This is a genomic window from Streptomyces sp. NPDC012769, from assembly GCF_042901205.1.
Classification (GTDB): domain Bacteria; phylum Actinomycetota; class Actinomycetes; order Streptomycetales; family Streptomycetaceae; genus Streptomyces.
In genome coordinates this window covers 169710-183710 of record NZ_JBIBCP010000008.1, presented here as the reverse complement: position 1 = coordinate 183710, position 14001 = coordinate 169710, and the positions used below count along the sequence as shown (strand labels likewise).

Sequence of the window (14001 nt, the reverse complement as noted above, 5' to 3'; positions counted from 1 at the left end):
TCCGGGAGCCGCTCCGGAGATCCGTGGCGCCGATGAGGAACACTCTGCCGGACCGTTGTTAAGCGGGTGCTGCGGGTACGTGTCGCGCTCGTACCGATTGCGCGAACGCACCCACCCGCGTCCGACGGCCCGTCACCTCACCGGCGCCCCAAGGACGTCAGTGCTGCTTCGTACCGCCGTTGGCGGCCAGGAAGGCCAGCAGGTCCTGGCGGCTGACGACATCGGTCGGCTTGCCCTCGACCAGCACGATCGCCGCGTCCGCCTCGCCGAGGACGGACATCAGGTCGGCGACCGGCTCGCCCGAACCGACCTGCGGCAGCGGCGCGGACATGTGGTCCTCCAGCGGGTCCTCCAGGGACGCCTTCTGCGTGAACAGGGCGCTCAGGAGCTCGCGCTCGACGACCGAGCCGACGACCTCGGCGGCCATGACGTCGGGGTGGCCGGCGCCCGGCTTCACGATCGGCATCTGGGAGACGCCGTACTCGCGCAGCACCTCGATGGCCTGGCCCACGGTCTCGTCCGGGTGCATGTGGACGAGCGAGGGCATGCCGCCCGACTTGCGGCGGAGGACGTCGGCGACGGTCGCGGAGGAGGTGTCCTCCAGGAAGCCGTAGTCGGCCATCCACTCGTCGTTGAAGATCTTGGAGAGGTAACCGCGGCCGGAGTCCGGCAGCAGCACGACCACGACGTCGTCGGGGCCGAGCTCCTTGGCGACCTCGAGCGCGGCGACGACCGCCATGCCGCAGGAGCCGCCCACGAGCAGGCCCTCCTCCTTGGCGAGGCGGCGGGTCATCTGGAAGGAGTCCTTGTCGGAGACCGCGACGATCCGGTCGGCGACGTTCCGGTCGTAGGCGGTGGGCCAGAAGTCCTCACCGACGCCCTCGACCAGGTACGGGCGGCCGGAGCCGCCGGAGTAGACGGAGCCCTCCGGGTCGGCGCCGATGACCTGGACCTTGCCGCCGGACGCCTCCTTCAGGTAGTTGCCGGTGCCGGAGATGGTGCCGCCGGTGCCGACGCCCGCGACGAAGTGGGTGATCTTCCCGTCCGTCTGGTCCCACAGCTCGGGACCGGTGGTCTCGTAGTGCGAACGGGGGTTGTTCGGGTTCGAGTACTGGTCCGGCTTCCAGGCGCCCGGCGTCTCGCGCACGAGGCGGTCCGAGACGTTGTAGTACGAGTCCGGGTGCTCGGGGTCGACGGCCGTGGGGCAGACCACGACCTCGGCGCCGTACGCCCGCAGCACGTTGATCTTGTCCGTGGACACCTTGTCCGGGCAGACGAAGATGCACTTGTAGCCCTTCTGCTGGGCCACGATCGCCAGGCCGACGCCGGTGTTGCCGGACGTGGGCTCGACGATGGTGCCGCCGGGCTTGAGCTCGCCGCTCGCCTCGGCGGACTCGATCATGCGCAGGGCGATGCGGTCCTTGACCGAGCCGCCCGGGTTGAAGTACTCGACCTTGGCCAGGACGGTCGCCTGAATGCCCGCAGTGACGTTGTTGAGCTTCACCAGCGGGGTGTTGCCGACGAGGCTGATCATCGAGTCGTGGAATTGCACCGTAATCTCCGGGGTCTCCGTAATGGTGCAGCCAGCGTATTCCGTGGAATGCGTACGCGGTGCCGGTTACGGGGCAGTGAGTAACCACAAGGCGGCGAAAAGGCGCGCGAGGACGCTCGAAGGAGGTGCGTGACACCGATGTCCAGTGCGAGGGTGGCACGGCGGATCGCGGCGGGCGCGGCGTACGGCGGCGGGAGCATCGGTCTGCTGGGCGTGGCGGCCGTGGGGGTGCTCCTGGCCGAGGTGCAGCTGGCCAAGAGGACCGTCGGGGGCGGGGTGGCGCCGCTGCCACCGGGGGCGGACGGCCGCTACGGCGGCTCGTACGGCGGGGAGGAGCCGCTGCGGCTGGCCCTTCTGGGTGATTCCACGGCGGCCGGCCAGGGCGTACGGCGGGTGGGCCAGACTCCGGGCGCGCTGCTGGCCTCGGGGCTCGCCGCGGTGGCCGAGCGGCCCGTCGACCTGCGGAACGTGGCCCTGCCGGGGGCGCGCTCGGACGATCTGGATCGGCAGGTGTCGCTGCTGCTCGCCGCACCGGCCGGGGCGCCGGACGTGTGCGTGATCATGATCGGGGCGAACGACGTCACCCATCGGACGCCGCCGACCCAGTCGGTGCGCTGTCTGGCGGCGGCGGTGCGTCGGCTGCGCACCGCGGGCGCGGAGGTGGTGGTCGGCACCTGCCCGGATCTCGGCACCATCGAGCCGGTCTACCAGCCGCTGCGCTGGCTGGCCCGGCGGGCCTCGCGGCAGCTCGCGGCGGCGCAGACGATCGTGGTCGTCGAGCAGGGCGGCCGGACGGTGTCGCTGGGCGATCTGCTCGGGCCGGAGTTCGCTGCCAACCCGCGCGAGATGTTCGGGGTGGACAACTTCCACCCGTCGGCGGAGGGGTACGCGACGGCGGCGATGGCGGTGCTCCCGACGGTCTGCGCGGCGCTCGGGGTGTGGCCGGAGGCGGACCGGATCGACGCGGCCCGGCACGAGGACATGCTGCCGGTGGCGAAGGCGGCGGCCGAGGCGGCGAAGCAGGCGGGCACGGAGGTCACCGGCGCCCGTGCGCCGTGGGCGCTGCTCAAGCACCGCAGGCGCCGGCGGCTGCCGCTGCCGGGCACCCTGCAGGGAGGGGGCGACGACACGGACGCCCCCGACCCGCGGACGGCCGCCGACCCGGCCTGAGCGGGGCCCGCCAGCGGGGCCTTGAGCAGGGCGCGTACGGGGTCCACGAGCGGGGCCTTGAGCCGGGCGCGTACGGGGTCCACGAGCGGGGCCTTGAGCAGGGCGCGTACGGGGTCCGCGAGCGGGGCCTTGAGCAGGGCGCGTACGGGTCCGGCGAATCGACTGAGCGAGCGCTTAGAAAAGAGGTCCGCATCACATGCCGCGCCCGGTGACCCCGTGCGGTACGTGCAGGTAACTTCCCTTTGAGTCCGTCCACCCAGCACCCTCCTGGAGCCGTGATGCCCGAAGCCGTCATCGTCTCGACCGCCCGTTCTCCGATCGGCCGGGCCTTCAAGGGCTCCCTGAAGGACCTGCGTCCCGACGACCTGACCGCCACGATCATCCAGGCCGCCCTCGCCAAGGTTCCCGAGCTCGACCCGCGCGACATCGACGACCTGATGCTCGGCTGCGGTCTGCCCGGCGGCGAGCAGGGCAACAACCTGGGCCGGATCGTGGCCGTGCAGATGGGGATGGACCACCTCCCCGGCTGCACCGTCACCCGCTACTGCTCCTCGTCGCTGCAGACCTCCCGCATGGCGCTGCACGCCATCAAGGCGGGCGAGGGCGACGTCTTCGTCTCGGCCGGTGTCGAGATGGTCTCCCGCTTCGTGAAGGGCAACTCCGACTCGCTGCCGGACACGCACAACCCGCTCTTCGCCGACGCCGAGGCCCGCACCGCGGCCGTCGCCGAGTCCGAGGGCTCCACCTGGCACGACCCGCGCGAGGACGGCCTGATCCCCGACGCGTACATCGCCATGGGCCAGACCGCCGAGAACCTGGCCCGCTGGAAGGGCATCAGCCGCCAGGAGATGGACGAGTTCGGCGTGCGCTCGCAGAACCTCGCCGAAGAGGCCATCAAGAACGGCTTCTGGGAGCGCGAGATCACCCCGGTGACGCTGCCCGACGGCACGGTCGTCTCCAAGGACGACGGCCCGCGCGCCGGCGTCACCCTGGAGGGCGTCTCCGGCCTGAAGCCGGTCTTCCGCCCCGACGGCCTGGTCACCGCCGCCAACTGCTGCCCGCTCAACGACGGCGCCGCCGCGCTGGTGATCATGTCCGACACCAAGGCGCGCGAGCTGGGCCTGACCCCGCTGGCCCGGATCATCTCCACCGGCGTCTCCGGCCTCTCCCCCGAGATCATGGGCCTCGGCCCGGTCGAGGCGTCGAAGCAGGCCCTGAAGCGGGCCGGTCTGACCACGGGCGACATCGACCTGGTCGAGATCAACGAGGCCTTCGCCGCGCAGGTCATCCCGTCCTACCAGGACCTGGGCTTCGACCTGGACAAGGTCAACGTCAACGGCGGCGCCATCGCCGTCGGCCACCCCTTCGGCATGACGGGTGCCCGCATCACCGGCACGCTCATCAACAGCCTCCAGTTCCACGACAAGCAGTTCGGCCTGGAGACCATGTGCGTCGGCGGCGGCCAGGGCATGGCCATGGTCATCGAGCGCCTCTCCTAACCGTCCCGCGTCCAAGCCGTGACCGAATCTCCCCCAGGATGTGACATACATCCCGGGGGAGAGTCGTTTTCCCAGGTCACGGCCGTTTCGGGACCAAACACCAGGCATAAATACCTGTCCATTTCGTGACGTAATGCACTGACAGGCGACGCCACCCCACGACAAGCTGATGTAGGAAGTCGGGGGATCGACTCGGAATCGGGAGTACGTCAGTGAGCGCACTGTCTCTTGCCCTGCTGGTGACCACGGCCGCTGCCACGGCCGTGGGCGCCGCCGCCCTGCACGCCGCCCACGGTCTCCGTCAGCAGGTCACCGCGCTGCGTGGCGAGCTCGCCGCGGCGCACGGCGTGACGGTCCCGCACGCCCGCCAGACGCCCGTCGACGAGATACGGGCCGCGGTGGCCGACGCCCTGGCCGAGGAGCGCGAGCGCGAGCTCGCCGAGGCGCGCGCCTTCTGGGCCGCGCAGGAGGCCCGGGACGCCGCCGACGCCCCGTCGCTGCTCGGCGGCCTGGCCGGGCCGACCGAGGAGGGCCCGTTCTTCGTGCCGCGCCAGGCCGATTTCGTGGGCCTGGAGGCGATGGCCCTGGAGGCCATGGAGGCGGAGGCCGCCGCGCTCGACGGCCGGGAGACCTTCGACGGGCGCGAGACCTTCGACGGCCGTGACCCGCTGGACGCCTTCGACACCTTCGAGCCCCTGGAGGAGTTCCCCGAGCTCACCGGGCCGACCGAGTACCCCGAGGACTCCCCCGAGCTGGCCGCGGCCCGCCGCCGCCACCCCTCGCACCCGGACTTCGTGCCGGTCCAGACCCCGGTGGTCACCGACCACGAGCGCACGGTGGCCCGCCTGGAGGAGCTCGCCGACACCCGCACGGCGCTGACCGACGTCCGCCCCGGCCCGCTGGGCACCCTGGACGTGTACGTCTTCGCCGACGGCACCACGCTCTGCATGACCCCCGGCCACCGGGAGACCGCCGAGCGCCTCGCCGAGGCCGTGCGGGCCGGCCGGGCCCCGGTGCTGCTGGGCGGCTCGGGCGTCTCCGGCGCCTACGCCCTGACCTTCTCGTGTGGCGAGGCGGCCGAGGACAACGTGTACATCCTCGCGGACCGCGTGATCGCCAGCCTGTAGCCGCCGGGGCCACGGCCCCGGGGCACGGCCCGAGCCCGGCAGGATCCGAAGGGCACGGCCTAGAGCCCCGAGCGATAGGGCACGGCCTAGAGCCCCGAGCGGGCCTCCGCCTCCCGTACCAGCCTCACGGCCTCGCCCACGTCCCCCTCGGGGGAACCGGCCGGGGCCGTACGCAAAGTTTCGGCCAGATCCGTGGCGGCGACCACCAGTTGGTCGGCGACCGCGAAGACACCCGCGTCCGGCATGATCACCGGCTCCCGGCCGGGGAACTCCAGGCGCTGCGCCCGCAGCGCCAACTCCCGTGCCAGCGCGAGCCCTTCGGTGGCGGCACCGCGCTGGAGACGGCTCTGCGGGGCGGCCCGCAGCCGGTCGGCGAACCGCTCTGCGGCGGCGGTCAGTTCACTCGTATCGCGCACCGTGCGACCCTACGCGCCGTCCGGGGCCCATTGCCAACGGGCGAACGCTCGGGCACGGTGACGTGAAGGAGCACACGGCACAACGCGTCCGGAGGCGCCGATGTCCCACGCATTCTCCGAAGAGACCCACCGCAACCTGCTCGCCCGCATCCCCCATTGCACCGGTCGTGAGATCGCCGACTGGCTGAGGGCCGTCGAGGACGGCCCCTCCCTGATCCGCTTCGAGGAGAAGGTCAGCTGGCTGCGGGGTGAGCACGGCCTCGCCTACGGCCACGCCAAGGCGATCATCCACGAGTACGACCTCCGTCGGGCGGCCCGCCGCATGCTCTGACGGCGGGCGGCCCGCCCCGGCCCGGCCCCGCGCCGGGCTCAGCCCTTCACGTGACGGCCGAGGAAGTCGCGGACCAGCTCCGCGATCTCCTCGCCGTGCGTCTCCAGGGCGAAGTGACCGGCGTCGAGGAGATGGATCTCGGCGTCCGGCAGGTCCCGGGCGAAGGCCTCGGCACCGGCCGGGCCGAAGATCTCGTCGCCGCGGCCCCAGGCGGCGAGCAGCGGCGGCCGGTGGGTGCGGAAGTACTCCTGGAAGGCCGGGTAGCCGTCCAGGTTGAACTGGTAGTCCCAGAAGAGCTGGAGCTGGATCTCCTTGTTGCCGGGCCGGTCGAGGCCCGCCTGGTCGAGGGTCCAGGTCTCCGGGCCGATCCGGTCGAGCCGGTCGGCCGGGACGCCGTGGGTGTACTGCCAGCGGGTGGCCTCGGCGGTCAGCAGCTCGCGCACGGCGGGCTCGTGCGCCTGCCGGTCCTTCGCGTGGGCGAAGAGCACGTCCCAGAAGGGCGTGAAGCCCTCCAGGTAGGCGTTGCCGCTCTGGGTGACGATCGCGGTGATCCGCTCGGGGTGGCGGGAGGCGATGCGCAGGCCGATGGGCGCTCCGTAGTCCTGGATGTAGAGGGCGAAGCGGTCGAGCCCGAGCCGGTCGAGGAGCGTCAGGGTGATCTCGGTGAGCCGCTCGAAGCCGTAGTCGAAGGCGTCCACGGCGGGCGCGGCGGAGGCGCCGAAGCCGATGTGGTCGGGCGCGATCAGGTGGTACGCGTCGGAGAGCTCGGCCATCAGTCCGCGGTACATGTGCGAGCTGGCCGGGAAGCCGTGGAGCAGCACCAGGGTGGGCCGTGACGGGTCGCCGGCCTCCCGGTAGAAGACCTCCAGGCCGTCGATGGTCATGGTGCGGGCGCGCAGGGCGAAGCCGGACATGGGTACCCCCTCGAAGAGCGGAGAGAACGATCGTTCTCCCGATGCCCTGTAGAGTAGGAGAACGATGGTTCTCTACGCAACGGGCTTTCCGGGGAGTGAGCGGTGATGGACGCGGAGACCGCGGAGCTGAAGCTCCTGGAGACGGCCGAGGCCCTGTTCGACGAGAAGGGCGTCCAGGCCGTCGGCATGGACGCCATCCGCGGCGCGTCCGGCGTCTCCCTCAAGCGCCTCTACCAGCTCTTCCCGTCCAAGGACCATCTGGTCTGGGCGGTGCTCAAGCGGCGCGACGCGGCCGTGCGCGAGGCCATCGCCGCCCATGGCACCACCCACGCCACCAGCCCCTACCAGCGGGCGCTCGCGGTCTTCGACTACCTCGGCGACTGGTTCGCGGCCCCCGACTTCCGGGGCTGCGCCTTCATCAACACCTTCGGGGAGATGGGCGGCATCTCGCCGGACATCGCCGAGATCGCCCGCGGACACAAGCAGGCCCTGCGGGACTACTTCGCCGAGCAGACGGACGCCCTGAACGCCCCGCCCGCCCTCGCCGACCAGCTGGCCCTGCTCGCCAACGGCGCCATGGCCGTCGCCGGCATCCACGGCACCTCCGAGCCCGCCGCCCACGCCAAGGACGCGGCCCGGGTGCTGCTCGACGCGCACGTCGACTGAGACGGCCCCGGGAAACGCGGAAGGGCCCGCCCGGCGGATGCCGGACGGGCCCTTCCCCTGTCACGCGGTGCGTCAGTCGTCGCCCTGAAGGATCGAGAGCAGACGCAGGAACTCCAGGTAGATCCACACCAGGGTCATGGTGAGGCCGAAGGCCGCCAGCCAGGACTCCTCGCGCGGAGCGCCGTAGGTGATGCCGTCCTCGACCTGCTTGAAGTCCAGGGCCAGGAAGCAGGCGCCGAGGATGATGCCGATGACACCGAACAGGATGCCGAGGCCGCCGCTGCGGAAGCCGAGGCCGTCACCGCCGCCGAAGACGGCGAACAGCAGGTTGACCGCCATCAGCAGCACGAAGCCCATCGCGGCCGCCATCACGAAGCCGTAGAAACGGCGGGTGACGCGGATCCAGCGCATCTTGTAGGCGATCAGCACACCGGCGAAGACCGCCATCGTGCCGAGCACGGCCTGCGGGACCACGCCGTCGGCGATGTACGTCGAGACGGCCGCGGAGATCACGCCGAGGAAGACGCCCTCGAAGGCCGCGTAGGCCAGGATCAGCGCCGGAGACGGCTTGCGCTTGAACGACTGGACGAGCGACAGGACCAGGGCGACCAGGGCGGCGCCGATGGCGATGCCGTACGACTTGTTGATGTTCGCCGGGTCGACCGGCAGCAGCAGCCAGGCGAGGACCGCGGTCACCACGACCGTGCCGAGCGTGATCGCCGTACGGCTGACCACGTCGTCGATCGTCATGACGTTGGTGCGGGCCTGCTGCGGCGCGCCGAGCGCCGTGTCCTGCTGCGCGTACGGGTTGGTCGCGTACGGGTTCGTCGTGCCCTCGGCGGTGCCGGTGGCGTACGGGTTGGTTCCGACGGCGGGGCCCCCGGCCTGCGGCTGCTGCGCGTTGAAGCCGGCGTAGCCGTTGTCGCGGCTGAACCCCCGTCGCGAGAAGACCGGGTTGCTGCTCCTCATCTCACTCCTCCATGGCCGCACTGCGCGGCCTTGCGTCAAGAGTAATGCGAAGGCAAAAGAAACTCCCTCGTGCTGGGGGAGGATCTTTATACGATCGTGCCCGAGAAGGGCGAGGACAGGCATGAGGAGTGTGCCCGGAACCGGATTCGAACCGGTACGGCCCGAAGGCCAGCGAGGTTTAAGCTCGCCGTGTCTGCATTCCACCATCCGGGCGTCACGCGAAGCTCCGCGTTGGCAACAGGAGCCTATCGGGGCGCGTCGCCCGTTCAGCGGAACGGCAGCCCGATGTTGTCTTATTTTATTGACACCTGAGGGTGTGTCAGTGCAGGTGGGACCCCTTGTGGCGAAGTGTGACGGGGATCGCGGCAGCAAAGACCGGGGTGCCGGATTGACGAAAACTCGCCGCCGGATCCCACCCGACTTCGTCACCTCTGTGCCCCCTCCGCCGGGGCTCCCGGCCGGGCCGGTCACGGCCCCTCCCCCGCGCCCCTTCTCGGGGTCGCCGTCATACCTCAGGATGACGGGACGCCCCGGCGGTCCGACTCCAGTCGCCCCCGGGAACGGGCACGTGGACGGACGCCGGGCGCCATAACGCTCGACACGATGGAGTGGTTCCCGAACATCCGCAGTGACAGGAGTCGCCGTCGTGACCACCAGCTTCACCGTGCCCCGCACCACCGCGGTGGCCGCCCGCGCCACCGACCTCTCGAAGGTCTACGGACAGGGCGAGACCCAGGTGGTCGCTCTGGACCGGGTCAGCGTGGACTTCCGGCAGGGCGAGTTCACCGCGATCATGGGCCCCTCCGGCTCCGGCAAGTCGACCCTCATGCACTGCGTCGCCGGCCTGGACTCCTTCAGCTCCGGCTCGGTCCGGATCGGTGAGACCGAGCTCGGCAGCCTGAAGGACAAGCAGCTGACCCAGCTGCGCCGGGACAAGATCGGCTTCATCTTCCAGGCGTTCAACCTGCTGCCGACGCTGACCGCCCTGGAGAACATCACGCTTCCGATGGACATCGCGGGCCGCAAGCCCGACAAGGAGTGGGTGCAGCAGGTCATCGACATGATCGGCCTGTCCGGCCGGCTCAGCCACCGCCCCGCGCAGCTCTCCGGCGGCCAGCAGCAGCGCGTGGCCGTGGCCCGCGCGCTCGCCTCCAAGCCCGAGATCATCTTCGGTGACGAGCCGACCGGAAACCTCGACTCGCGCTCCGGCGCGGAGGTGCTGGGCTTCCTGCGCAACTCGGTGCGCGAGCTCGGCCAGACCGTGGTGATGGTGACCCACGACCCGGTCGCCGCCTCCTACGCGGACCGGGTCGTCTTCCTCGCGGACGGCCGGATCGTCGACGAGATGCTCCACCCCACGGCGGACGGCGTGCTCGACCGCATGAAGGCCTTCGACGCCAAGGGCCGCACGAGCTGACCCCGGGGCCCCGCCCCCGGCCCCGGGCCGACGCCGCCCTCACCAGGCGCGCCGTCCCGCGGGCCCCCGTGCCCCGATCCAGACCTCCTCCTCCAGGACTCACACCCATGTTCCGTACCGCCCTGCGCAATGTGCTCGCGCACAAGGCCAGGCTGCTGATGACCGTGCTCGCCGTCATGCTCGGCGTGGCCTTCGTCTCCGGCACCCTGGTCTTCACCGACACCCTCTCGAACGCCTTCCGCGCCCAGTCCTCCAAGAGCTACGACGACATCGCCGTCGCCGTCAGCGCCGCCCCGAACCAGCGGGACCCCAACGCGACGCCGGGGCTGTCGGAGAAGACCCGGCAGAAGATCGCCTCGCTCGACGGCGTCGCCGACGCCACCGGCCGCGTCAACGGCTTCGCGGGCGTGCCGGACAAGGACGGCAAGCTCATCGGCGTCGGCTGGTCCAACAAGGGCACCAACTTCGCCCCCGGCCGGGACGGCAAGGACACCGCGTACGACTTCACCTCCGGCACCGGCCCGGTGAAGGACGACCAGATCGCGCTCGACAAGGACACCGCCGACAAGGGCGGCTACAAGGTCGGCGACCGCGTCCGCGTCGCCACCAACGGCCCGGTCGAGACCTACACCCTCTCCGGTGTGTTCACCACCGAGGACGGCGCCGTGAGCGCCGGCGGCAGCCTGGTCCTGTTCGACACCGATGTCGCCCAGAAGCTGTTCCTGCGGCCCGGCTACTTCATGGACATCAGCGTGCGCGCCGAGCCGGGCGCGGACGCCGGGAAGATCCTCTCCGCCGTGCAACCGGTCGTCGGCGACACCGCCGACGCCCAGACCGGTCAGGCCCTCGCCGACCAGCAGGCCAAGGACATCGAGGCGGGCCTGAGCAACCTCAACCAGATGCTGCTCGGCTTCGCCGGCATCGCCCTCTTCGTCGGCGTCTTCCTGATCTCCAACACCTTCACGATGCTGGTCGCCCAGCGCACGAAGGAGCTGGCGCTGATGCGCGCCGTCGGCGCCTCGCGCAAGCAGATCACCCGCTCCGTGCTGGCGGAGGCCGGTCTCGTGGGCCTGGTCGCCTCGCTGGTCGGCTTCGGGCTCGGCATCGGTCTCGCGGCGGCCCTGCGGGCCGGCATGAACGCCTTCGGCCTGAAGATCCCGGCCGGTGACCTGGTCATCGGCACGACCCCGCTGCTCTCCGCGCTCGGCGTCGGCATCCTCGTCACCATGCTGGCCGCGTGGCTGCCCGGCCGCCGGGCCGCCAAGATCCCGCCGGTCGCCGCCATGAGCAGCGTCCACGCGGTGGCCACCACCAAGTCGCTGGTCGTGCGCAACACCATCGGCGCGCTCATCACCGCCGCCGGTCTGCTGGGCATCGTGCTCGGCGCCGGCAAGGGCGGTGACGACGGCCGGATGCTGATCGCCGGCGGCGCGTTCCTCGCCCTCATCGGGGTGATCGTGCTGATCCCGCTGCTGTCCCGCCCGGTGATCGCGCTGGCCAGGCCCTTCCTGAAGCCCTTCGGCGTGGCCGGCTCCCTGGCCGGGCAGAACGCGGTCCGCAACCCGCGCCGCACCGGGGCCACCGCCTCCGCGCTCGCCATCGGCCTCACCCTGGTCACCGGTCTCTCGGTGCTCGGCGCCACCGTCGGCTCGGCCGTCGACCGGATGACGACCGACCAGATCAAGGCCGACTACATGATCACCATGGCGAGCGGCGAGGGCCTCAACCAGGCCGCGCTGGACGCCGTGCGCAAGACGCCGGGCGCCACGGCGGTCTCGCCGCAGCAGGCCGGCTACCTCCAGGTGAAGGGCGACTTCAAGTCCGTGTCCGGCGTCACCCCCGGCGACGTCGAGAAGGTGCTCAACCTCCAGGTGATCGACGGGTCGCTCGGCTCGCTCGCCGAGGGCCGGGTCGCCGTCGCCGAGAAGACGGCGAAGAAGCAGGGCTGGAAGGTCGGCTCGACGCTGCCGGTCGAGTTCTCCGACAAGAAGAAGGGCGAGCTGAAGGTCGGCGCGGTCTACGAGGACAGCGAGTTCGTCTCGCCGCTGCTCCTGGACGCCAGGATCCTCAACGTCCACGACCCCAAGCCGTACATCCCGCAGATCTTCGTGAAGATGGACGCCGGCGCGTCGGCCGCGGCCGAGAAGGCCGTGACGAAGTCGCTCGGTGACAACCCGGCCGTCACGGTGATGGACCAGAAGGACATCCGCGACGAGTTCGGCGGCGTCATCAACATGATGCTGAACATCATGTACGGCCTGCTGGCGATGGCCCTGATCATCGCGGTGCTCGGGGTGGTCAACACCCTGGCGATGTCGGTCTTCGAGCGGCAGCAGGAGATCGGCATGCTGCGGGCGATCGGTCTGGACCGGCGCCGGGTGAAGCGGATGGTCCGTCTGGAGGCCGTGGTGATCTCGCTGTTCGGCGCGGTGGTCGGCATCGCCCTCGGCTCCTTCCTGGGCTGGGCGATCGGCGAGACGCTGCGGAGCAGCCTGCCGGGCTACGCGCTGGTCCTCCCGTGGGGCCGGATCGGGGTCTTCCTGCTCCTGGCCGGACTGGTCGGCGTCCTGGCCGCCATGTGGCCGGCCCGCAGCGCGGCGAAGCTGAACATGCTGGCCGCGATCAAGGCCGAGTAGCCCACCGGGACACACGAAGGGCCGGGCTCCGCACGGGAGTCCGGCCCTTCGGCGTGTTCCCAGGGGTGTCCCCTACGGATCAGCTGCCCGCGCAGTACGTCATCAGGTGCTCGTGGTTCTCCTTGTACTGCTGGAAGAGCGTCGGGTTGTCGATCTTCAGCAGCGTCTCGTCGTTGGCCCGCAGTGCCGGGTAGGTGTAGTTGTGGCTGCCGGTCCACACCAGCTTCCGGCCGGCCACGCCGTCGTAGGTGCCCTCCACGAGCAGGTACTTGGAGTGCAGGCCGGCCTTGGCGACGCCGGTGCCGCGGTCCTCGTAGCACTGGACGCGCTGGGTGAGCTTGCCGGAGATCACCGACTCGACGGCGGTGCCCAGGGAGCCGGGGTAGCCGTCGTGGGCGAGGATCACCGAGCAGCCGGCGTTCTTCAGGGCGACGAGCTTGCTCGCGACCTCGTCGCGGGTGAAGAGGTTGGCGGCCATGCGCACCTGCGTGCCGCCGGTGCAGCTGACGTTGTCGAGGATCAGCTTGACGGTGTCGGTGGAGGCGTCGGCGTCGTACGAGCTGCCGGCGGCCTCCTGACGCGGGAAGAAGTACGTCTTGTACGGGCCGGTCGTGCTGCTCGGGGTCTTGTAGTAGTGGCTCAGCCCGTCGGTGGACGTGCCGTGGTGCAGCAGGTCGGCGAAGTAGGACTGGTAGATGCCGTAGAGCCCGCTGTCGACGATGGTGACGGCGTTGTTGAACAGGTCGGTGCGCTGGAGGCCGGTCATGTTGGCCGAGGTCTGCACGACGACGTCGCTCGCGCCGCCGGTGTTCGAGAACAGCCAGAACTTGTTGTGGTTGATGGCGCCGTCGGCGTCGCCGGGCAGCTTCCGGGAGCCGATGCAGCCGCGTCCCGCGGGGCAGGCGAAGACCCAGGAGGCCTGGGTGCGGTCGGTGCCGAGGCGCGCGGCCAGGCGCTCGTACTCGCCTCCGGTCATGGTGGCGGAGGTGTGGTCGACGATCACCCGGACCTTCACGCCGCGGGTCTTGGCGGCGCCGAGCGCGTCGGTGACGGGGTCGTCGGTGAAGGTGTAGAGGCCGGCGGTGATGGTGGAGCCGGCCGGGGCCTGGCCGATGAGGTCGATGATGTGGTCACGGACCCGGTTCTGGGCGGCGGTGTCGCCCGCGGGGTCGTTGAAGGTGGCGGTGGTGGTCACGGCGGCGGCCGTGTCCGCGGCGCCGGCCGGGGTCGGGGACGCGGCCAGGAGACCGGCGGCGGTCAGGGCGAGCAGGAGTCGGGTGGGACGGCGCAAAGGTTCCCCCTCG

12 protein-coding genes and 1 tRNA gene are annotated in these 14001 nt (G+C 71.0%); 7 read left to right on the top strand and 6 right to left on the bottom strand.

All coding sequences use genetic code 11. The annotated features are described in order from the left end of the window. Positions 1-157 precede the first annotated feature (157 nt). A complete protein-coding gene (locus ACFY7C_RS34200) occupies positions 158-1552 on the bottom strand; it encodes a cystathionine beta-synthase (RefSeq protein ID WP_389658623.1) in 1395 nt (464 codons plus the stop codon). A gap of 138 nt (positions 1553-1690) precedes the next feature. Here ACFY7C_RS34200 and ACFY7C_RS34195 point away from each other — a divergent pair, with 138 nt between their 5' ends. From ACFY7C_RS34195 to ACFY7C_RS34185, 3 genes are all read left to right on the top strand, one after another. Beyond that, positions 1691-2722: an SGNH/GDSL hydrolase family protein gene (locus ACFY7C_RS34195; RefSeq protein WP_389658620.1), complete on the top strand. Its 1032-nt coding sequence runs from the start codon at positions 1691-1693 to the stop codon at positions 2720-2722. A gap of 278 nt (positions 2723-3000) precedes the next feature. After that, a complete protein-coding gene (locus ACFY7C_RS34190) occupies positions 3001-4221 on the top strand; it encodes an acetyl-CoA C-acetyltransferase (RefSeq protein WP_389658617.1) in 1221 nt (406 codons plus the stop codon). A gap of 212 nt (positions 4222-4433) precedes the next feature. Then, a complete protein-coding gene (locus ACFY7C_RS34185) occupies positions 4434-5348 on the top strand; it encodes a hypothetical protein (RefSeq protein WP_389658614.1) in 915 nt (304 codons plus the stop codon). An 86-nt stretch (positions 5349-5434) separates the two neighbouring features. Here ACFY7C_RS34185 and ACFY7C_RS34180 read toward each other — a convergent pair whose 3' ends face one another. Next, a complete protein-coding gene (locus ACFY7C_RS34180) occupies positions 5435-5764 on the bottom strand; it encodes a hypothetical protein (protein WP_389658611.1) in 330 nt (109 codons plus the stop codon). Between the two features lie 100 nt (positions 5765-5864). Here ACFY7C_RS34180 and ACFY7C_RS34175 point away from each other — a divergent pair, with 100 nt between their 5' ends. Next, positions 5865-6095 (top strand): DUF4287 domain-containing protein, encoded by a 231-nt coding sequence (locus tag ACFY7C_RS34175; protein ID WP_389658608.1) that lies wholly within the window; start codon positions 5865-5867, stop codon positions 6093-6095. 38 nt (positions 6096-6133) lie between these two features. Here ACFY7C_RS34175 and ACFY7C_RS34170 read toward each other — a convergent pair whose 3' ends face one another. Beyond that, positions 6134-7009 (bottom strand): alpha/beta fold hydrolase, encoded by an 876-nt coding sequence (locus tag ACFY7C_RS34170; RefSeq protein ID WP_389658605.1) that lies wholly within the window; start codon positions 7007-7009, stop codon positions 6134-6136. A 105-nt stretch (positions 7010-7114) separates the two neighbouring features. Between ACFY7C_RS34170 and ACFY7C_RS34165 the strand changes: the two genes are divergently transcribed. Further along, entirely contained in the window at positions 7115-7675 is a 561-nt protein-coding gene (locus tag ACFY7C_RS34165) for a TetR/AcrR family transcriptional regulator (protein WP_389658602.1), read from the top strand. Between the two features lie 72 nt (positions 7676-7747). Here the strand turns inward: ACFY7C_RS34165 and ACFY7C_RS34160 are convergent, their stop codons facing one another. Then, positions 7748-8644 (bottom strand): Bax inhibitor-1/YccA family protein, encoded by an 897-nt coding sequence (locus ACFY7C_RS34160; protein WP_389658599.1) that lies wholly within the window; start codon positions 8642-8644, stop codon positions 7748-7750. 131 nt (positions 8645-8775) lie between these two features. Beyond that, positions 8776-8857 (bottom strand) — tRNA-Leu (locus ACFY7C_RS34155). Positions 8858-9290: 433 nt separating this feature from the next. Between ACFY7C_RS34155 and ACFY7C_RS34150 the strand changes: the two genes are divergently transcribed. Then, the gene (locus ACFY7C_RS34150; RefSeq protein WP_389658596.1) at positions 9291-10061 is read left to right on the top strand and encodes an ABC transporter ATP-binding protein; all 771 of its coding nucleotides are present in this window, start codon (positions 9291-9293) and stop codon (positions 10059-10061) included. A 107-nt stretch (positions 10062-10168) separates the two neighbouring features. Continuing rightward, on the top strand, positions 10169-12697 hold the full coding sequence (locus ACFY7C_RS34145; RefSeq protein ID WP_389658593.1) for an ABC transporter permease: 2529 nt from the start codon (positions 10169-10171) through the stop codon (positions 12695-12697). 79 nt (positions 12698-12776) lie between these two features. On the opposite strand, the gene ACFY7C_RS34140 is transcribed toward ACFY7C_RS34145, so the two are convergent. Further along, the gene (locus tag ACFY7C_RS34140; RefSeq protein ID WP_389658590.1) at positions 12777-13988 is read right to left on the bottom strand and encodes a phospholipase D-like domain-containing protein; all 1212 of its coding nucleotides are present in this window, start codon (positions 13986-13988) and stop codon (positions 12777-12779) included. Positions 13989-14001: the final 13 nt, after the last annotated feature.

What these genes read in the sequence shown, in the direction of transcription:
- ACFY7C_RS34195 (WP_389658620.1), top strand. Translation starts at nt 1,691, where the DNA reads ATGTCCAGTGCGAGGGTGGCACGGCGGATCGCGGCGGGCGCGGCGTAC.
- ACFY7C_RS34190 (WP_389658617.1), top strand. Translation starts at nt 3,001, where the DNA reads ATGCCCGAAGCCGTCATCGTCTCGACCGCCCGTTCTCCGATCGGCCGG.
- ACFY7C_RS34175 (WP_389658608.1), top strand. Translation starts at nt 5,865, where the DNA reads ATGTCCCACGCATTCTCCGAAGAGACCCACCGCAACCTGCTCGCCCGC.
- ACFY7C_RS34170 (WP_389658605.1), bottom strand. Translation starts at nt 7,009, where the DNA reads ATGTCCGGCTTCGCCCTGCGCGCCCGCACCATGACCATCGACGGCCTG.
- ACFY7C_RS34165 (WP_389658602.1), top strand. Translation starts at nt 7,115, where the DNA reads ATGGACGCGGAGACCGCGGAGCTGAAGCTCCTGGAGACGGCCGAGGCC.
- ACFY7C_RS34160 (WP_389658599.1), bottom strand. Translation starts at nt 8,644, where the DNA reads ATGAGGAGCAGCAACCCGGTCTTCTCGCGACGGGGGTTCAGCCGCGAC.
- ACFY7C_RS34145 (WP_389658593.1), top strand. Translation starts at nt 10,169, where the DNA reads ATGTTCCGTACCGCCCTGCGCAATGTGCTCGCGCACAAGGCCAGGCTG.